This window comes from Streptomyces sp. NPDC127117 (assembly GCF_042677325.1).
Classification (GTDB): domain Bacteria; phylum Actinomycetota; class Actinomycetes; order Streptomycetales; family Streptomycetaceae; genus Streptomyces.
Map to the genome: position 1 here is coordinate 9,188 of NZ_JBHXTM010000068.1, position 18,823 is coordinate 28,010.

At 71.6% G+C, this 18,823-nt stretch carries 18 protein-coding genes; 10 read left to right on the forward strand and 8 right to left on the reverse strand.

Annotation, left to right across the window (positions count from 1 at the left end):
• Window positions 1-68: 68 nt before the first annotated feature.
• Together ACFVH0_RS35785 and rho are read right to left on the reverse strand one after the other, a co-directional pair.
• Window positions 69-1,067 (reverse strand): aldo/keto reductase family protein, encoded by a 999-nt coding sequence (locus ACFVH0_RS35785; RefSeq protein ID WP_385827164.1) that lies wholly within the window; start codon window positions 1,065-1,067, stop codon window positions 69-71.
• 87 nt (window positions 1,068-1,154) lie between these two features.
• Entirely contained in the window at window positions 1,155-2,312 is a 1,158-nt protein-coding gene (rho, locus tag ACFVH0_RS35790; protein WP_385827166.1) for a transcription termination factor Rho, read from the reverse strand.
• Window positions 2,313-2,709: 397 nt separating this feature from the next.
• Here rho and ACFVH0_RS35795 point away from each other — a divergent pair, with 397 nt between their 5' ends.
• A complete protein-coding gene (locus ACFVH0_RS35795) occupies window positions 2,710-3,591 on the forward strand; it encodes a GNAT family N-acetyltransferase (RefSeq protein WP_385827168.1) in 882 nt (293 codons plus the stop codon).
• Between the two features lie 67 nt (window positions 3,592-3,658).
• On the opposite strand, the gene meaB is transcribed toward ACFVH0_RS35795, so the two are convergent.
• From meaB to mutA, 3 genes are read right to left on the reverse strand one after another with little or no spacing between them, the layout of a single operon-like run.
• The gene (gene meaB / locus ACFVH0_RS35800; protein WP_385827170.1) at window positions 3,659-4,678 is read right to left on the reverse strand and encodes a methylmalonyl Co-A mutase-associated GTPase MeaB; all 1,020 of its coding nucleotides are present in this window, start codon (window positions 4,676-4,678) and stop codon (window positions 3,659-3,661) included.
• Window positions 4,679-4,690: 12 nt separating this feature from the next.
• Window positions 4,691-6,892, reverse strand: a complete 2,202-nt coding sequence (scpA, locus tag ACFVH0_RS35805; RefSeq protein WP_385827172.1) for a methylmalonyl-CoA mutase — start codon at window positions 6,890-6,892, stop codon at window positions 4,691-4,693.
• The gene (gene mutA, locus ACFVH0_RS35810) at window positions 6,892-8,748 is read right to left on the reverse strand and encodes a methylmalonyl-CoA mutase small subunit (protein WP_385827174.1); all 1,857 of its coding nucleotides are present in this window, start codon (window positions 8,746-8,748) and stop codon (window positions 6,892-6,894) included. Before mutA ends, scpA begins: the two co-directional genes overlap by 1 nt.
• Window positions 8,749-8,968: 220 nt before the next feature.
• On the opposite strand from mutA, the gene ACFVH0_RS35815 reads away from it, so the two are divergent.
• The 7 genes from ACFVH0_RS35815 to ACFVH0_RS35845 all read left to right on the forward strand — a co-directional run bounded on the left by ACFVH0_RS35815 (window position 8,969) and on the right by ACFVH0_RS35845 (window position 15,607).
• A complete protein-coding gene (locus ACFVH0_RS35815; protein ID WP_124722018.1) occupies window positions 8,969-9,364 on the forward strand; it encodes a molybdopterin-binding protein in 396 nt (131 codons plus the stop codon).
• 47 nt (window positions 9,365-9,411) lie between these two features.
• On the forward strand, window positions 9,412-10,206 hold the full coding sequence (modA, locus tag ACFVH0_RS35820; RefSeq protein ID WP_385827176.1) for a molybdate ABC transporter substrate-binding protein: 795 nt from the start codon (window positions 9,412-9,414) through the stop codon (window positions 10,204-10,206).
• Window positions 10,207-10,346: 140 nt separating this feature from the next.
• Window positions 10,347-12,287 (forward strand): ABC transporter permease, encoded by a 1,941-nt coding sequence (locus tag ACFVH0_RS35825; RefSeq protein ID WP_385827178.1) that lies wholly within the window; start codon window positions 10,347-10,349, stop codon window positions 12,285-12,287.
• A 289-nt stretch (window positions 12,288-12,576) separates the two neighbouring features.
• On the forward strand, window positions 12,577-13,374 hold the full coding sequence (locus ACFVH0_RS35830) for a tyrosine-protein phosphatase (RefSeq protein ID WP_385827180.1): 798 nt from the start codon (window positions 12,577-12,579) through the stop codon (window positions 13,372-13,374).
• A gap of 193 nt (window positions 13,375-13,567) precedes the next feature.
• Window positions 13,568-14,509: a hypothetical protein gene (locus tag ACFVH0_RS35835; RefSeq protein WP_385827182.1), complete on the forward strand. Its 942-nt coding sequence runs from the start codon at window positions 13,568-13,570 to the stop codon at window positions 14,507-14,509.
• Between the two features lie 135 nt (window positions 14,510-14,644).
• Window positions 14,645-15,049 (forward strand): DUF1992 domain-containing protein, encoded by a 405-nt coding sequence (locus tag ACFVH0_RS35840; protein WP_385827184.1) that lies wholly within the window; start codon window positions 14,645-14,647, stop codon window positions 15,047-15,049.
• Between the two features lie 66 nt (window positions 15,050-15,115).
• Window positions 15,116-15,607, forward strand: a complete 492-nt coding sequence (locus ACFVH0_RS35845) for a GNAT family N-acetyltransferase (protein ID WP_385827186.1) — start codon at window positions 15,116-15,118, stop codon at window positions 15,605-15,607.
• Window positions 15,608-15,676: 69 nt separating this feature from the next.
• Here ACFVH0_RS35845 and ACFVH0_RS35850 read toward each other — a convergent pair whose 3' ends face one another.
• A complete protein-coding gene (locus tag ACFVH0_RS35850) occupies window positions 15,677-16,066 on the reverse strand; it encodes a VOC family protein (RefSeq protein ID WP_385827188.1) in 390 nt (129 codons plus the stop codon).
• A gap of 214 nt (window positions 16,067-16,280) precedes the next feature.
• Here ACFVH0_RS35850 and ACFVH0_RS35855 point away from each other — a divergent pair, with 214 nt between their 5' ends.
• Window positions 16,281-16,790 carry a DUF6328 family protein gene (locus tag ACFVH0_RS35855; RefSeq protein ID WP_385827190.1) on the forward strand — a complete coding sequence of 170 codons (510 nt, stop codon included), beginning with the start codon at window positions 16,281-16,283 and terminating at the stop codon, window positions 16,788-16,790.
• Between the two features lie 33 nt (window positions 16,791-16,823).
• Here ACFVH0_RS35855 and ACFVH0_RS35860 read toward each other — a convergent pair whose 3' ends face one another.
• Together ACFVH0_RS35860 and ACFVH0_RS35865 are read right to left on the reverse strand one after the other, a co-directional pair.
• Window positions 16,824-17,651, reverse strand: a complete 828-nt coding sequence (locus ACFVH0_RS35860) for a VOC family protein (protein ID WP_385827191.1) — start codon at window positions 17,649-17,651, stop codon at window positions 16,824-16,826.
• A gap of 136 nt (window positions 17,652-17,787) precedes the next feature.
• Window positions 17,788-18,120 carry a DUF6479 family protein gene (locus ACFVH0_RS35865; RefSeq protein WP_385827193.1) on the reverse strand — a complete coding sequence of 111 codons (333 nt, stop codon included), beginning with the start codon at window positions 18,118-18,120 and terminating at the stop codon, window positions 17,788-17,790.
• Between the two features lie 295 nt (window positions 18,121-18,415).
• Here ACFVH0_RS35865 and ACFVH0_RS35870 point away from each other — a divergent pair, with 295 nt between their 5' ends.
• Window positions 18,416-18,805, forward strand: a complete 390-nt coding sequence (locus ACFVH0_RS35870) for a hypothetical protein (RefSeq protein WP_385827195.1) — start codon at window positions 18,416-18,418, stop codon at window positions 18,803-18,805.
• The last annotated feature ends 18 nt before the right edge of the window (window positions 18,806-18,823 follow it).

Genomic DNA, 18,823 nt, shown 5'->3' on the forward strand with positions numbered 1-18,823 from the left:
CCGCCACCTCACCCCCCCCCCGCGGGCCCCTCCCCCGCCTTAGGCGGGGCCGGGGCCGTCCGGCCGGGTCAGCCGTTCTCCGGGTGCCCGGCCGTCAGTCCGGGATCCCGCTCGACCACCGGGTCCAGGATGTCGTCGATCCCCTTCAGCAGCTCCGCGTCCAGGGTCACACCGGCCGCCGCGACGTTCTCCGTCACCTGCTCCGGCCGGGAAGCGCCGATGATCGCCGCCGAGACGTTCGAGTTCTGCAGTACCCACGCGACGGCGAGCTGGGCCAGGCTGAGCCCGGCACTGTCGGCGAGCGGCCGCAATTGCTGCACCCGCTCCAGCACCTCGTCGCGCAGCCAGCCGGCGACCATGTTCGCACCGCCCTTGTCGTCGGTCGCCCGCGAACCGGCCGGGAGCGGCGCACCGGGCTTGTACTTGCCCGTGAGCGCGCCCTGAGCGATCGGGGACCAGACGATCTGGCCGATGCCCAGCTCCTCGGAGGCCGGCACCACGTCGCTCTCGATGACCCGCCACAGCGCCGAGTACTGCGGCTGGTTGGAGATCAGCGGCACCCGCAGCTCGCGGGCCAGTCCGTGCGCGGCGCGAAGCTGGTCGGCCGTCCACTCCGAGACGCCGATGTACAGGGCCTTGCCGGAGCGGACGACGTCGGCGAACGCCTCCATGGTCTCCTCCAGCGGGGTCGAGTGGTCGTAGCGGTGGGCCTGGTACAGGTCCACGTACTCCGTCTGCAGCCGACGCAGCGAGTTGTCGATGGACTCCATGATGTGCTTGCGGCCGAGCCCGCGGTCGTTGTGTCCGGGACCGGTCGGGAAGTAGACCTTGGTGAACACCTCCAGACCCTCACGGCGTTCGTTCTTGAGCGCCCGGCCGAGGACGGCTTCGGCCCGGGTCTCGGCGTAGACGTCCGCGGTGTCGAAGGTGGTGATCCCGGCGTCCAGGGCCGCACGGATACAGGCGACAGCCGCGTCCTCCTCCACCTGGGAACCGTGGGTGAGCCAGTTCCCGTAAGCGATCTCACTGATGGTCAGGCCGCTGCGGCCGAGTCGGCGGAACTCCATGTGGCTGCTCTCCCTGTGCTCGTGAGGCGTGGATCAAGCGATCGCCGGGCCATGCTATGCGCCCGGGCCGGTGCCGCCCGGACAGGCTCAGGCTTCCGGGACGGTGCCGTGGACGGCACGGAGGAACGAGGCGTTGTCCGGGGTGCGGCGGAGCCGGTCCAGCAGTGTTTCCAGCGCGGTCTGCGGATCTCTGGTGTGCAGCGCGCGCCGCAGCCCGCGTACCACCCGCAACTCGCTCGCCGGAACGAGGAGTTCCTCGCGCCGGGTGCCGGACGACGGGATGTTCACGGCCGGGTGGACGCGTCGTTCCGCGAGTGTGCGGTCGAGCCGGAGTTCCATGTTGCCGGTGCTCTTCAGCTCCTCGAAGAAGTAGTCGTCGGCGCGGGAGCCCGTCTCCACCAGCGCGGTGGCGAGGATGGTGAGGGAGCCGCCCTCCTCGGCGAGCCGTGCGGCGCCGAAGAGCTGTTTGGGGCCGAGCAGGGCGGCCGCGTCGACACCGCCGCTGAGGGTGCGCCCGCCCGTGGCGGAGGCGTTGTTGTGGGCGCGGCACAGGCGGGTGAGGGAGTCGAGCAGGATGACGACGTCCTGGCCCTGCTCGACCAGCCGCTTGGCGCGCTCGACCGCGAGTTCGGCCAGGGCGATGTGCTCCTTCGCGGGCCGGTCGAAGGTCGAGGCGAGCACCTCGCCCCGGACGGACCGGCGCATGTCGGTGACCTCTTCGGGGCGTTCGTCGACCAGCACCACCATCAGGTGGCACTCGGGGTGGTTGGCGGCGACGGCCGCGGCGATCTGCTGGAGCAGCACCGTCTTGCCGGTCCTGGGCGGTGCGACGATCAGCCCGCGCTGCCCCTTGCCGACCGGAGCGACCAGGTCGACGAGACGCATCGCGGCGCCCCCGGACGGTGTCTCCAGCCGGAGGCGCTGCCGGGGGTGGAGTGGGGTGAGGTCGCGGAAGTGGGGCCGGCCCCGGAGTGCCTGCGGGGAGCGGCCGTTGACCCGCTCCACGGCGGACAGGGTGCGAGGCCGGTCGCAGAGCCCGGCGACGGCATCGCCCCGGCGCAGGCCGTGGCGGCGGATCAGGGCGGCGGGGACCACCACGTCGCCGGGGAAGGGGAGGCCGTCCCGTACGCGCAGTACGCCGTTCCCCTGGTGTGTGAGGTCGAGTACCCCGGCAGCCTCGGTGGTGTTCGGGGAGTCGGTGGTCAACTGCCTTTGTTGCAGCGGGTGTTCGAGAGAGACGGTCATGGCGGGCGGGTCCTTTCGCGGACATGGCGAATGAGGGGGCCGGTCGGCACGGGGCGGCAGAGAACACGCCCCGACGACGGGCGGCGGGAAAGTCCGGACGGAGAAATGCCGACCGAACTGGATGAGGTGATGCGGAGAGCTGGACCGCCGGTCGGAAACGGACGGGCGCGGCAGCTTCGGAGAAGTGGATCGGCACCGGCGCCTCGAAGCGAGGCGAGCACTGGTACCACAAGCACGGTAGCACGGCCCTGCGGGAACGGGACCGTGCCGAGGGCGGACCGGGCTGTGCGGGGGATCCGAAATCCGGTTGCCACGGCTCTCGCGCAGTGATGTGGTTCTCCGGGCCACCGGCCCGCTCACCCATCCTGACCTGCGCCCCGGGCGCGGAGGAGCCATTTTGTCGATACGTATCACCGCGCTGGCCGACCCCGACCGACCCGCCGGGAGCCACCGGCTGGCCTGGCTCGCCTCCGAAGCCGGGGGCCGCCCTCTCGGCTCGGCGTTCCTGCGCGTCTTCACCCGCGAGGGCCAGAACCACCTCGCCGAACTGGAACTCCACGTCCACCCCGCGGAGCGCCGCACCGGCGTCGGCTCACTGCTCTTCGACGCAGCGGTCGCGGCCGCCCGCGAGGAGGACCGGCGCAGCGTCATCGCGCAGGCCGAGGCCGGATCGGCGGGGGATCACTTCCTGCGGGCCAAAGGGCTGCGCAAGGTCCTGACCCTGACGTACGTCCGGCTCCCGCTGGCGAAGGCGGACACGGAGGCCCTGCACCGGACCGTCGGGCAGCCGCACCCCGGCTACCGGCTGATCTCCTGGGACGGCACCGTCCCCGACGAGCTCGCGGTGACGTTCGCCGCCTCCCGACGGGCGATGGACGACATGCCCATGGACGACACCGACTTCGGCACGGTCCTCTGGGACGTGGACCGGGTCCGGTCCGCGGCGGCGGCCGTCGCCGCGCGCGGCGACCTGCTCCACACGGTCGCGGCGTTCGACGAGTCCACCGCGACGATCGTGGGCTTCACGGAACTCGTCGTCCCGGGCGACGGGACGGGGGATGGCCGGCACTACGGCACCGGAGTCCTTCCCGAGCACCGGGGACACGGCCTCGGAGCATGGATGAAGGCAGCCTCCATCCTCCATGCCCGCGAGACCCACCCCGGCCTGGAAGGGCTGCTGACGGACACCGCCGACAGCAATACGCACATGCGGCACATCAACGACGCGCTCGGCTACGAGCCGACACACACCTCGGTCGAGTACCAGCTCGATCTGTAGGCGCCACGAACGTCCGGCGGCCCGGGAGTTCCGGACCGCCGGACGCGGACATCGCCCACCCGGACCGTCAGGCCACCGGGTCACCGGCGTCCGCGACCGCCGCCGCGCCCCGGAACGCGGCCAGGATCTGCTCGGCCGCCAGCGTGGCCGTCAACTCGCCGTCCCGGACCCGCTGTTCCAGCCCCGGGGTGAGCGCACGCACCTCCGGATGGCCGCGCAGACTCTCCAGCAGCTCGTCCCGCACCATCGTCCACGTCCAGTCGACCTGCTGGTCACGCCGCTTCGCGGCGAGCCGCCCGGTCGACTCCAGCAGCGCGCGGTGCTGTTCCAGCCGCTCCCACAGGGTGTCGAGACCGGCCGACTCACGGGCGCTGCACGTGAGCACCGGCGGCGTCCACGCCGCGTCCACCGGGTGCATCAGCCGCAGCGCACCCGCCAGTTCGCGCGCCGCCGCGCGGGCATCCCGCTCGTGCGGGCCGTCCGCCTTGTTGACCGCGATCGCGTCCGCCAGCTCCAGGACCCCCTTCTTGATGCCCTGGAGCTGATCACCGGTCCGGGCCAGCGTCAGCAGCAGAAACGTGTCGACCATATTGGCCACCGCCGTCTCCGACTGCCCGACGCCGACCGTCTCCACCAGCACCACGTCGTAACCCGCGGCCTCCATCACCACGATGGACTCCCGGGTCGCCTTGGCCACCCCGCCGAGGGTGCCGGCGGTGGGGGACGGGCGTACGAAAGCCGCCGGGTCCACCGCGAGCCGCTCCATCCTGGTCTTGTCGCCCAGGATGGAGCCGCCGGTACGGCTGGAGGAGGGGTCGACGGCCAGCACCGCGACCCGGTGCCCGAGCCCGGTGAGCATCGTGCCCAGCGCGTCGATGAACGTGGACTTCCCGACCCCGGGCACACCGCTGATACCGATCCGCCGGGCCGCGCCGGAGTGCGGCAGCAGCTCGCGCAGCAACCGCTGGGCCAGTGCCCGGTGATCGGGACGGGTGGACTCGACGAGAGTGATGGCGCGCGCGATGTGCGCCCGCTTCCCGTCGAGCACCCCCTTCACATAGCTGTCGATGTCGATCCTGGGAGCCATCGGGTCAGCGGCTCACAGCTCGTGGCCGAGCGCGGCGCCGAGCCGCGTCACCAGGTCGTACGCGGCATCGGGGATCACCGTGCCGGGCGGGAACACGGCCGTCGCGCCCGCCTCGTGCAGCGCCTCGATGTCCTGCGGCGGAATCACCCCGCCCACCACGATCATGATGTCCTCGCGTCCCTCGGCCGCCAGCTCCTCGCGGAGCGCCGGCACCAGCGTGAGGTGCCCGGCGGCCAGTGAGGAGACGCCCACGATGTGCACGTCCGCCTCCACCGCCTGCCGCGCCACCTCGGCCGGCGTCTGGAACAGCGGGCCGACGTCCACGTCGAAGCCCAGGTCGGCGAAGGCGGTCGAGATCACCTTCTGGCCGCGGTCGTGGCCGTCCTGTCCCATCTTGGCGACCAGGATGCGCGGACGGCGCCCCTCGGCCTCCTCGAACCTGTCCACCAGCGCCCGGGTCCGGTCCACGGAAGGGGATTCACCTGCCTCGTTGCGGTACACACCGGAGATCGTACGGATCTGGCCCGCATGCCTCCCGTACACCTTCTCCAGAGCGTCCGAGATCTCGCCCACCGTCGCCATCGCGCGCGCCGCGTCGACGGCCAGCGCCAGCAGATTGCCTTCGAGCCCCGGACCGGGAGCACGCTCGGCCGCAGCCGTCAGGGCGCGCAGCGCCGACCGGCAGGCGCCCTCGTCGCGCTCCTCGCGCAGCCGGCGCAGCTTCTCGATCTGCTGGGTGCGCACCGAGGAGTTGTCGACCTTGAGCACATCGATCTGCTCGTCGCTCTCCACCCGGTACTTGTTCACCCCGATCACCGGCTGGCGCCCGGAGTCGATCCGTGCCTGAGTACGGGCCGCGGCCTCCTCCACCCGGAGCTTCGGGATACCCGCGTCGATGGCCTGCGCCATGCCGCCCGCCGCCTCGACCTCCTCGATGTGCTGCCAGGCCCGGCGCGCCAGGTCGTACGTCAGCTTCTCCACGTACGCGCTGCCGCCCCACGGGTCGATCACCCGGCCGGTCCCCGACTCCTGCTGGAGCAGCAGCTGGGTGTTCCGGGCGATCCGGGCGGAGAAGTCCGTCGGCAGGGCGAGCGCCTCGTCGAGCGCGTTGGTGTGCAGCGACTGGGTGTGGCCCTGGGTGGCGGCCATCGCCTCCACACAGGTCCGGGTGACGTTGTTGAACACGTCCTGCGCGGTCAGCGACCACCCGGACGTCTGCGAATGGGTGCGCAGCGAGAGCGACTTGGCGTTCTTCGGCTCGAACTCCTTGACCAGCTTGGCCCAGAGCAGCCGGGCCGCCCGCAGCTTCGCGATCTCCATGAAGAAGTTCATGCCGATCGCCCAGAAGAACGACAGCCGGGGCGCGAACGCGTCCACGTCGAGACCGGCGTCCCGCCCGGCCCGCAGGTACTCCACCCCGTCCGCGAGGGTGTACGCCAGCTCCAGATCGGCCGTCGCACCCGCCTCCTGGATGTGATAGCCGGAGATGGAGATCGAGTTGTAGCGCGGCATCTTCTGCGAGGTGTACGCGAAGATGTCGGAGATGATCCGCATCGAGGGCTTCGGCGGATAGATGTAGGTGTTGCGGACCATGAACTCCTTCAGAATGTCGTTCTGAATGGTCCCGGCCAGCTTCTCGGGCCCGACGCCCTGTTCCTCCGCGGCCACGATGTACAGCGCGAGCACGGGCAGCACCGCGCCGTTCATCGTCATCGACACCGACATCCGGTCCAGCGGGATGCCGTCGAAGAGCTGCCGCATGTCGTAGATCGAGTCGATCGCCACGCCCGCCATGCCGACATCGCCGGTCACCCGCGGGTGGTCGCTGTCGTAGCCCCGGTGGGTCGGCAGGTCGAAGGCGACGGAGAGCCCCTTCTGACCGGCGGCGAGGTTGCGGCGGTAGAAGGCGTTGGACTCCTCGGCGGTGGAGAACCCGGCGTACTGCCGGATCGTCCACGGCTGGTTGACGTACATCGTCGGGTACGGGCCCCGCAGATACGGGGCGATGCCCGGATACGTGCCCAGGAAGTCGAGCCCTTCGAGGTCGTGCCCGGTGTACAGCGGCTTGACCGCGATGCCTTCCGGGGTCTCCCACAGCAGATCGCCGTCGGAATTGCCGGAGGACTCCTTCACCGAGGCACGCCACTGGTCCTCGGAGACCTCGGCGGCACCGCCCGGACCGAGCTCGATGCCGGAGAAGTCGGGGATACGCATTACGCCACATCCATACGGTCGAGGAGGGAGGAGAGCACGGCCACCACATCGGAGCCCGCGAAGACGTACTCGTCGACACCGGCGTACTCGCCGGGCCGGCCGGCCAGGAACACCCGCTCGGCGCCCGCCGAACGCAGCGCCCCGGTGACCGCCTCGGCCTGCTCGGCGTAGAGAGCGTCACTGGAACACAGGCACGCCACGGTGGCGCCGCCCGCTCTGAACGCGTCGGCGGCCGTCGTCGCGTCGACGGAGACCGGGTTGTGGACCGGTTCGATGCCGCCCGCCTGGAACAGATTGGCGGCGAACGAAGCCCGCGTGGTGTGCGCGGCGGCCGGGCCGAGTGCGGCGAGGAAGACCTTCGGCCGCTGCCCGGTCGCCGCGAGGTGCGCGTCCGACCGGGCGCGCAGCGCCTCGAACGCCTCGTCACGGCGGACCCTGGGCAGACCGCCCGGTGCCGCGGCCGGTCCGCGGGGGGCCGGCTCGCGTTCCACCGCCCGCTCCGCCAGCTGCGGGAACTCGCTCACCCCGGTGATCGGCTCCTTGCGACGCGCCAGATCCTTGCTGCGCGCCGCCCAGGTGGCCGCGAGACGCTCGCCGATCATCCCCGAGCCGAGCGCGGCGGCCTGACCGCCGGACCGTTCGATCTCCTGGAAGAACGACCAGGCGGCGTCGGCGAGTTCGGCGGTGAGCCGCTCCACGTACCAGGAGCCGCCCGCCGGGTCGATCACCCGGGCCAGGTGCGACTCCTCCAGCAGGATCGTCGATGTGTTACGGGCGATGCGCCGCGCGAACGCGTCCGGCAGGCCCAGCGCGTGATCGAACGGCAGCACGGTGACGGAGTCGGCGCCGCCGACCCCCGCCCCCAGACATGCCAGTGTCGTGCGCAGCATGTTCACCCACGGATCGCGCCGCGTCATCATCACCGAGGATGTCACCGCGTGCTGGCGCTGCGCCCCGGCGGCCCCGCACACCTCCGCCACCCTGGACCAGAGCCGGCGCGCGGCCCGCAGCTTGGCGATGGTCAGGAACTGGTCGGCGGTCGCCGCGTATCGGAACTCCAACTGCCCGCAGGCTTCCTCGACCGACAGCCCCGCCCCGGTCAGCGCCCGCAGCAGGGCGACACCGGTCGCCAGCGAAGCGCCGAGCTCCTCGGCGGCCGAACCGCCGGCCTCGTGGTACGGCAGCGCGTCGACGGCCAGCGCCCGCAGCCCGGGGAACTCCCGTGCGCACCGCCGCGCCCAGTGGACCGCGGCCGACAGATCGGGTTCGGCACCGCTGCGCGCGGACTGCCCGAACGGGTCCGCGCCCAGGTTGCCGCGCAGGCTGCGCAGGTCGATGCCCCGCTCCGCGCAGATCCGCAGCAACTCCGTTGCCGCGGCGTCGGTTTCCCCGCCCGCGTCGAGCACCACGGGAGCCAGATCGAGGTAGACGCCGTCCAGGGCACCCGCCAGCGCGGACACCGGAACACCCGCGGCACCGCCCACGGTCAGCCACAGCGAGGTGACGCCGTTCTCCAGATCGGCGAGCACCGCCTCGTTGAGAAGCGCGGGATCGGGGAGGGTGTGCCGCTGCCGTACGTCCCAGCCGCCCGCCGCGTTGCCCTCGGCCTTGCTGCCGCGGGTGAAGGGGGCGAAGCCCGGATATCCGGCATCGGGCGCGCTGTCGCGCGAGGTGTAGAGGGGGCGGGTGATGAGCCCGTCCTCCACCGTGGTGGACAGTGCTTCCTCGGCGGCCGACCCCGCAGCCTCCTTGCCCGATTTGCGCAGCACACCTTCGACGAGGTGTTGCCAGTGCTCATGGGCGGGGGCGGGGAATTCGGCGGCCAACGAAAGCCCGTCGGCAGGCAGGACCGTCATGCCCAGATGCTAGGTCAGGGCGCTTGAGCACAGCATGGGTTCCGCTTGTGACCTTGCCCTCCCCGAGCGCACTTGATCCTTCACGCACCGTCGCGTAGCCGGTCCCGGCCCCTGCCCCCGGTCCCGGCGCTTGGCGATTCCTCCAATGCCCCTGGCATTTGCTCCACAGATCACCCGGACGGATTGCAGCTGCGAGGAAGATTCGAATATCTTGTCGCACATGCAGTCCTACACAATCGGCCAGGCGGCACGCCTGCTGGGGGTCAGCCCCGACACGGCCCGCCGCTGGGCGGATGCCGGGAGGGTCGCCACCCACCGCGACGAGAGCGGCCGCAGGCTCATCGACGGCCGTGACCTGGCCGCCTTCTCCATCGAGGTCGGCCAGGGCGGGGGCGGCGAGGACGACACCTCGTACACCTCGGCCCGCAACGCCTTCCCGGGCATCGTCACCGCGGTGAAGCTCGGCGACGTCGCGGCCCAGGTCGAGATCCAGGCGGGCCCGCACCGGCTGGTGTCGCTGCTCACCCGGGAGGCCGTCGAGGAACTGGGGCTGGAGGTCGGCATGCAGGCCACCGCTCGCGTGAAGTCCACCAGCGTGCACATCGATCGCGTCTGACGGCGCGTCACCCACGGCACGCATCAACTTCAAGGAGTCACCGGACCATGTCGACCACCCTCACCGGGCGGCGCGCCGCCGCCGCGGTCATCACCGCCGCACTGCTGCTCCCGCTCGCCGCGTGCGGCGGCAGCGACGACAGCGAGAAGGAATCCACCGGGAAGCCGACGTCGTCCGGGGCCCGGCTGACGGTGCTGGCCGCCGCCTCGCTCACCGATGTGTTCAAGACCGCGGGCGCCGCGTACGAGAAGGAGCACCCGGGCACGAAGGTGACGTTCTCCTTCGCCGGCTCCCAGGAGCTCGCCGCCCAGGTGAAGCAGGGCGCGCCCGCCGACGCCCTCGTCACCGCCGACACCAAGACGATGGACGGGCTGAAGTCCGACACGGCGACGCCCACCGTCATCGCCAAGAACCGCCTCGTCATCGCCACCCGCGAGGGCAACCCGGAGAAGATCGAGGGCCTGAAGGACCTGACCGACCCCGAGCTCAAGGTCGTCCTGGCCGCGCCCGAGGTGCCGGTCGGCCGCTACAGCAAGCAGGTCCTCGACGCCCAGAAGCTCACCGTCAAGCCGGTCTCCCAGGAGCCCAACGTCCGCGCGGTCCTCAGCAAGGTCGAGCTCGGCGAGGCCGACGCGGGCATCGTCTACCGGACCGACGCCGCAACGGCCACCGACAAGGTCGACGCCGTCGACATCCCGGACGCGCAGAACGCGGTGGCCTCCTACCCGGCCGCTACGCTGCGGCAGTCCAAGAACACCGAGGCGGCCACGGCGTTCGTGAAGTGGCTGAGCACCCCGCAGGCGCAGAAGATCCTGCGGTCGGCGGGCTTCCAGCAGCCCTAGGACCTGTCCGAGTCCGATCCGCCGGGCACGCGCCGGGTGATTCCCGGGAGGTCCTGTCCGGCCGGCCGCAGTCGGGCCGGCCGGTCGACCGGGGGAGCGTGCGCGACCCCGCCCGAACCGACCGATTCCGGGAACCTCCGATGAGAGCCCTCCGCAGCCGGGTGCCCGGCGTGCGCACACCCGTCGCCCTGGCGATCCCCGCGCTGCTCGCCGTCGCGTTTCTGCTGATCCCGCTGATCGGCATTCTGGTCCGCACGTCCTGGGCCGACCTCGGCACCCATCTGACCAGCCCGGGAGTCACCCAGGCGCTCAGACTCTCCCTGCTGGTCTCCTTCTGGGCGCTGGGCCTCTCACTGCTGCTGGGGGTGCCGCTGGCCTGGCTGCTGGCCCGGACGGAGTTCCCCGGCAAGGCGTTCGTACGCTCACTGGTCCTGCTCCCGATGGTGCTGCCGCCCACCGTCGGCGGCGTGGCGCTCCTCCTCGGTTTCGGCCGCCGTGGGCTGCTCGGCCCCTGGCTGGAGGACACCTTCGGGATCACGCTGCCCTTCCACACCTCGGGCGCGGTGGTCGCGGCGACCTTCGTCGCGATGCCGTTCCTCGTCATCAGCCTCGAAGGCGCGCTGGCCGGACTGCGCCCCGCGTACGAGGAGACGGCGGCCTCCCTCGGAGCCTCGCCGGTCCGGGTGTTCTTCACCGTCACCCTCCCGATGGTGGCCCCCGGCCTCGCCGCCGGGGCCGCCCTCACCTGGGCTCGGGCGCTAGGCGAGTTCGGCGCCACTATCACCTTCGCGGGCAATCTGCCGGGCACCACTCAGACCCTTCCGCTTCAGGTCTATCTGCTTCTCCAGGACTCCCCGGAGGCCGCCACCTCCGTATCGCTGCTGCTGCTCGCCATCGCCATGGCCGTACTGATCACGCTGCGCGGGCGCTGGACCGGAACGCCGAGCGACCGTGCACGCGGCTCGCGGCCCCCGGCCGACGACACGGCCGGTCCGGACACGGCATCGCGCGCGGACCGGGAGCCGCCCCCGCCCCCGCGGGAACGACGCTCGTTGCACGCCGAGGTCACCGGCTTCGACCGGCTCACCCTCGACGCGGCGCCCGGCACCACGATCGCCGTCGTCGGCCCCAACGGCGCGGGCAAGACGACGCTGCTGCGCGCGCTCCTCGGCCTGACCCCGCGCGCCCGGGCCCGGCTGAGCCTGGGCGACACCGACGTCACCGAACTGCCCCCGCACCGCCGCCAGGTCGCCTGGGTGCCGCAGGACGGCGCGCTCTTCCCGCACCTGAGCGCGCTGACGAACACGGCGTACGGGCTCCGCGCCCACGGCGTCGCCCGCGCCGAGGCCCGGCGCGAGGCGCAGCGGTGGCTCGACCGGCTGGGCGTCGGACACCTGGCCCACCGCAGGCCCGCCCAGCTCTCCGGCGGGCAGGCCCAGCGCGTGGCACTGGCCAGGGCGCTCGCCGCCCGCCCCTGGCTGCTGCTGCTCGACGAGCCGCTCGCCGCCCTCGATCAGACCACCCGCGCCCATGTCCGGCACACCCTGCGCACCCACCTCGCCGGATTCGGCGGCGTCTGCCTGATCGTCACCCACGACCCCGTCGAAGCGGTCTCACTGGCCGACCGGGTGCTGGTGCTCGACGAGGGCCGCACCCTCCAGGACGCGCCACCGGCCGAGGTCACCCGGAATCCCCGCTCGCCCTGGGTCGCCCGGATGCTCGGCCGCAATGCCTGGCCCGGCACCGCCGAGCCCGACGGCACCCTGGCCCTCGCGGGCGGCGGCCGGCTGGTCGTCGCGGACGCGCCCGCGGAGGGGACGGCCGCCCTCGCGATCATCGCGCCCGAAGCGGTCTCCGTACACCACGACAGGCCCGGCGGCAGCCCCCGTAACATCTGGCCCGGAACGGTGCGCGAGCTCACCGCCGTCGGCAGCCGGCTCCGGGTGGTGATCGCCTCCGACGAGGCGCCGGACCTGGTCGCCGAGATCACCCCCGAGGCGGCGACCGAACTGGGCCTCGTCGAGGGCACCGCCGTATGGACGAGCGTGAAGGCGACCGAGGTCACCGTCGTCGTGCTCTGAGCGCGAGGATTCCGCGGCCCGGACCGTACCGGCCCGTTCCGTTCCCCGGCGGGAAACGCGGGGCCGGGAATTCGCGCGCGCATTCACGGAACACGCCGCTATTGGTGTGGTACGGCCCTGACCTGGGGTGAGGGCGGTCGCGATTTCACATTTCCTTTATCCCCGCACATGCCCCCAAACGATGTCCACCGGCGTTTTACTTTGTCGATTTCCCGGCTGCGTGCGACGTTTGATCCGGCAAAACCGAATGAATTCGGATACGCGTCGAGCGAAAAAGGGGAAGTTCATCGTGCAGACCGCCAGGGCCGTCCCGGCATCCACCGTCCTCAATCTGCGCGACCTGGGCGGCATCGCCCTCGGCCCGGATCACCGGGTCCGGGCCGGTGCCGTGCTGCGGTCCGGGCAACTCAGTGGGCTCGACGCGGCGCGGGACGCCCGGATGTCCACGCTCGGCATCCGGACCGTCGTCGATCTGCGTACCGCCGACGAGCGTGCGGCTGCCCCCGACCGGCTGCCGCCGGGGGCGCGGCTGTTCGTCGCCGATGTGCTCGGGGACAACCCGGGTGTGGCGCCCGCCAGGCTGCGGGCCCTGCTCGCCGACCCCGTCGCCGCGGAGCAGTTGCTCGGCGGCGGTAAGGCGGCGGGACTGTTCGCGGACACCTACCGGCAGATGGTGCTCTCACCGGGCGCGTCGGCCGCACTCCGGGCCTTCGTCGAGACCGTCGCCGACGACCGTGCCCGCCCGGTGCTCTTCCACTGCACAGCGGGCAAGGACCGGACCGGTTGGGCCGCCGCGCTGCTCCTGATGATGCTCGGCGCGTCGCGCGATGCGGTGCACGCCGAGTTCCTCGCGGTGAATCCGGTGGTACGGGTCGCCTTCGCTCCGTACGTGCAGGACTTCCTCGACGCGGGAGGTGCCCCGGAGATCGCCTCCGCGATCACCGAAGTGCGCCCCCGCTACCTCGACACGGCGTTGGACGCCATGGAGGAGCGGTGGGGCGGACTCGACGGGTATGTGCGCGACGGCCTGCGTATTCCCGAGGCGGCGGTTGAGCGGCTGCGCGCCGGGCTGGTGGTGCCGGCCTGAGCGGCGGGCCTGATCCGTCCGGTTCCTCCTCGCGGCAGTGACCGGTTTGCCCCTCCTGCTCGCCCGTGTGGCGATCTCCCGCCCACTGACGGAGTGCTCCGTGCCCTCCGGGGTTGACTTGATACCCCCAGGGGGTATGTTGTGAGGCGTCGGGAAGCGCTGCCTCCCGGTCGACCCGATGGAGGAAACCGTCATGAACAACGCACTGAGGATCACCGCCTTCGCCGCCGCGCTCGCCGCGACCTTCGGAACCGCCTACGGAGTGGGCAGAGGTGTCGACCCACTGGTGGCCGCCGAGGACCGCCCCGCGCGGCAGCACGGCGGTCACGGCGGGGGAGAGGAGGGCGGGGCGAAGGAGGCTGCGGACCATGCGCCCGGCGGGCTGCAGATATCCGAGGGCGGCTACACGCTGGACCTGGAGACGCCGACGGTCCGGGCCGGGGCCCGGTCCGAGATCCGGTTCGCCGTCAAGGACGACAGTGGGCGCAAGGTCACCGCCTATCAGCGTGAGCACGGCAAGGAGCTGCATTTCATCCTCGCCTCCAGCGACCTCACCCAGTACCGGCACCTGCACCCCGTCCGTGCGGCCGACGGCACCTGGTCGACCCCCGTCGAGCTGCCCGAGGCCGGTGGCTACCGGGTGTTCGCCGACTTCACCCCGGCCGCCGCAGGTGCCGAGAACCTCACCCTCGGTGCGGATCTGGCCGTTTCCGGCGCCTACCGCCCCGTCGCTCTCCCCGCCCCGGGCGCCACCGCCGAGGCCGACGGCTACCGGGTCACGCTCGGCGGCGAACTCCGGGCCGGCCGGAGCGGCGAACTGAAGCTGTCCATCAGCAGGGGCGGCCGCCCCGTCACCGACCTCCAGCCCTACCTCGGTGCGTACGGGCACCTGGTCGCCCTGCGCTCCGGCGACCTGGCCTATCTGCACGTCCACCCGAACGAGGGCGGCCCCGGGCCGGAGGTGTCCTTCACGGCGACGGCCCCCAGTGCCGGAACGTACCGGCTCTTCCTCGATTTCAAGCACGAGGGCAAGGTGCGCACCGCGGCGTTCACCGTCCGGGTGGCCGCACCGGGGAGCGGCGGTGACGGACACCGGGAGAGCGGGGCCGGGGAGCCCGCCGGACACGCCCACTGAAAAGGACCGCCGGTCCCGAAGTGGGTTTGCGCCGAAGGGTGTTGTGTTGCAGGGCACGGGGGCCGGGGCCGGCGCCCCTCGGTCCCTGGGTATCGTGAAAGGACCGGATTACGAATCCTCCGAGAGGGGCGTACGTTGACCGAGCGAAAGCCTGCGGGCGTCAGCTTCGAATCATGGGTCGACAAGCAGATCCGGGAGTCCGAGCAGCGTGGCGACATCTCGCAGTTGCCGGGATTCGGCAAGCCGCTCGACAGTATCGGGGCTCCCTACGACGAGAACTGGTGGATCAAGCAGAAGCTTCAGCGCGAGGGGGTCTCGGTGCTCCCGCCGGCCCTGGCCCTGCGCAAGCAGGCGGAGGACGTGGCCGAATCGGTGTCCGGGGCTCGGACGGAGGCCGAGGTGCGGCGCATGCTGTCCGAGGTCAACGAGAAGATCACGGCGGCCATCAGGCGGCCGCCGCCGGGTCCGCCGCTGAACCTCAAGCCGTTCGACATCGACGCCATGGTCGACGAATGGCGCACGGCGCGCGATCCGTCGTAAGGCTCGACGGGTCGGCCGGCGGCTCGCGGGTGGGTGCCCGGCATCCGGATGCGTAATACTCCATCCATGACATCGAGCATTACCCGCCGGGGTGGCGGGGCGCCGCGGGAGACCGTGAGCATCAGGCGTGCCACCGTCCGGGACGCGAAGCGGCTCACCCGGCTGGTCAGGACCTCCCGCGCCTACGAGGGGCACTACGCCGCCATGGTCGCCGGATACCGGGTCGGTCCCGACTACATCGAGACCCACAGGGTCTTCGCGGCCGTGGAGCCCGGTACCGACCGGCTGCTCGGCTTCTACTCGCTCGTTCTCGCGCCGCCGGAGCTCGACCTCATGTTCGTCGCCGACGCCGCGCAGGGACTCGGCATCGGGCGGCTCCTCATCGGGCATCTGCGCGGCGAGGCGGAGCGCGCCGGACTCACCGGAGTCCGCATCGTCTCGCACCCGCCGGCCGAGGGCTTCTACCGGAGCGTGGGGGCCCGGCGGACCGGCACCCTGGCGGCCGACCCGCCCGCGGTGATGTGGGACCGGCCCGAGCTGCTGCTGCCGATCGACTGACCGCAAGCGCGGCGCCCGGCCGGAACCCGTACCCGGGCGCCGGCCGAACCCCCTTGCCGGAGCGCGGTGTTACGAGGCGAAGCCCCCGTACGGACGCGTGATGATCTCCATGGCGTGACCGGCGGGATCGATGAAGTAGACGCCCCGGCCGCCGTCGTTGTGGTTGATCTCGCCCGGATACTTACGGTGCGGATCGGCGTAGTGCGTGACCCCGAGTTCCTTGATGCGGGCGTACGCGGTGTCGAACTCCCCTTCCGAGATGAGGAAGGCGTAGTGCTGTGCGGTGATCGAGGCTTCGGGAACGGTCGCGAAGTCCAGGGTGACTCCGTTCGCGGTGGCGACCGGGATGAACGGGCCCCATTCCTCGCCGACTTCGAGCCCCAGTATGTCCGCCAGGAACTTTGCGGACTCGCGGTTGTCCCGGCAGTGGATGATGGTGTGATTCAACTCGACTGACACTGTGGAATGCCTCCAACGGGCATCTCACGGGCACCTCCACGCCTCACCCGGCCGGTGACCGACGCGCGATGCCGTACTCAAGATCCTAGGTGAGGTCGAACTGATCGTCGAGGGCCGGGCGGACGATCCGGCCGTCTCCCCCTCCCTGGTGACCGGTTACGGTGGGGGAGGAGGGGAACGCGAAGTACTCCGGGTATTCGGACGGAGGCTCCCGGTGACCTCGACAGCGCATCGCCCCGACCGCGGCCGTCCGGGCCGCGACGAGACGCCGGAGGAACGGGCGGACCGGCGGTGGACCGATCTGCTTCAGGAGCTGCGGGTCGCCCAGACCGGCGTCCAGATCCTCTTCGGCTTCCTGCTCGCCGTCGTCTTCCAGCCCCGCTTCGCCGAGCTCTCGGACACCGACCGCACCATCTACGTGGTCACCGTGGTGCTGGGATCGGCCACCGCGGCCGCACTGATCGGCCCCGTCTCGTACCACCGGCTGCTCACCGGACGGCGGCTCAAACCGCAGACGGTCACCTGGGCGTCACGGATGACCATGGTGGGGCTCGTCCTGCTGTTCTGCACGATGTGCTCCGCCCTGCTGCTCATTCTGCGGGTGGCCCTGCACAGCTCCGTCGCGCTGTGGCTGGTCGGCGGAATGGCCCTGTGGTTCCTGATCTGCTGGTTCGTCTTCCCGGCCTGGGCGCTGGCCCGTTCCCCGTCCACGCGCGAGAAATGACCGAGCGCCGGACAGGGGGAGTGGACGGCCCGGTCAGCCGGGACCGTCCGCCGTGAGGCCCCGGACATCCGTGACCGTGAAGAGGCCGCCGTCCGGGTCCAGCAACGTCGCCTCCGAGCCCTGCGCCAGCGACCGCTGCTCGACCAGGCTGCCGCCGTACTCCCGCGCCGTCGCGACCGTGGCCGTCACATCGCCGACCGGGAAGTGCACCTGCCAGTGCGGGCGTACCAGCGGATCGGGCGCCGCCTCCACCGCGCCGGAGCTGATCCGCACCAGCCGGCGCCCGTCGCACTCGACGATGACCTCGTCCTTCTCGTACGACACCTCGCAGCACCCCGGGCGCCCGCTCGCCCAGTCGAGCACCTGCCCGTAGAAGATCGCGGCGTCGAAGGCGTTCCTGGTGTGCAGACGGAGCCAGGCGTGCGAATGGTCGTCCGGCGCCGGCGGCGAGGTCGCGGGCTCGGTCCGTTCCCAGATCCCGAACATCGCACCGTCCCGGTCCGCCGCGAGTGCCCCGCGCCCCTTGCCGAGTGCCATCGGCCCCACGGCGACGGTGCCGCTGCGCTCACGGATGCGTGAGGCGGCCGCGTCGGCGTCGGTGACCGCGAAGTAGGGCGTCCAGACCACGGCCACCTGGTAGGCGGTCGCCACCGCGCCGATGCCGGCGACGGGTACGTCGCCCCGGCGGGCGACCGAGAACTCCTGCCCCAGCTTGCCCGGACGGAACGTCCACCCCAGCACGGCGCCGTAGAACTTCTGCGCCGCCCGCAGATCGCGGGTCATGAGGTTGACCCAGCAGGGTGCTGCGGGTCCGGTCAGCGGCGCAGGTCTCGGCGTCTTCCCCGGGTGGCTTCCGGTCATGGTCCTACTGCCTTCATCGGTTCTGAGGTCTGGGTACGCCCGTGGCCGACGGGCCCACCCCAGCCTCACCGGAGGCACTCACCCCCGCAACACGCGACGCCCCTGCCCGGGGCCGCCGCCGGGGGAGTCCACCGAGTCAGTCGCGCCGCTCGTCGGCGTCGCGGTGGATGGTCTCGTTCCCGTGATCCCCCAGCTCGTACGGCGAAAGACCCCGGCCGTCGGGCGGGAAGTGGTCGTCGCCGTGCACATCGCGTTCCTCGATGTGAGCTCGGTGGTCCGGCCGGGGTGGCTGCTCGTCGGGTCTGGGCGGTGGCAGCTCCTGGGCCCGTCGCCGCTTCCCCAGCCAGACCGCGCCGATCAGCACGGCCACCAGCACCACTCCGACAATGCCCATCACCGACCCGGTCGCACCCCGCCCGTCGGCGAGGTGGAGAGCCAGTGAAGTCAGGTCTGCGCTCGAAACGTCCATGCTTGCCGGATACCCCGAGCCGAACCCCTCACGCAATAATTGCCATGAATTCATGTTTTAAGTGGATATGACCTGAAAAGGAGTTTCGCGTCGACGGTGCGGCGGCCGGGCGGGGAACGCGGGGTGCGGTGAGGCGTACGCGCCCGGTCGGCGGCCGTCCACGGTGCCGGCGCACCCGGCCTCGTGTCGCCGTCGTCCTGCCACGGGGAGAGCCTGGAGACATCCTCGGAACGCCGCAGGGGCACGGCACCCGGCACGGGGACGCGGAGCGGAACACCGAGCGGAAGGAACCGCGGTGAACACCATCAAGGAGAAGCAGACGGAGGAGAGCGGGTACGGGCAGGAGGTCTCGGTCGTCATCAGCGGGTGCGAGAAGGCCGACGCGCGGATGGTCTTCGATGTGCTGCGCGCCGCGTTCACCACCGACCGGGCCTCGGCCGACGTACCGCAGAACCTCGCAGGCAAGCGGCCCACCGCATGGGTGGTGACCGTCGACGTCGCCGAGGAGAGGGTGGTCTCGGGGCCGGTCGCCCTCGGTGCACCCGTGAGCGTCGATGTCCAGGGCGGCTACTGGGCGGTGGAACGGCTCCGGCAGAGCCTGGCGCACGCCTTCGACGTGACGGTCGTCGGGACCGTCTCCGGCGACCAGGAGGAAGAGGTGCGACTGCGGCTGGCGAGCCGGTAGACCGATGGGCCGACACTC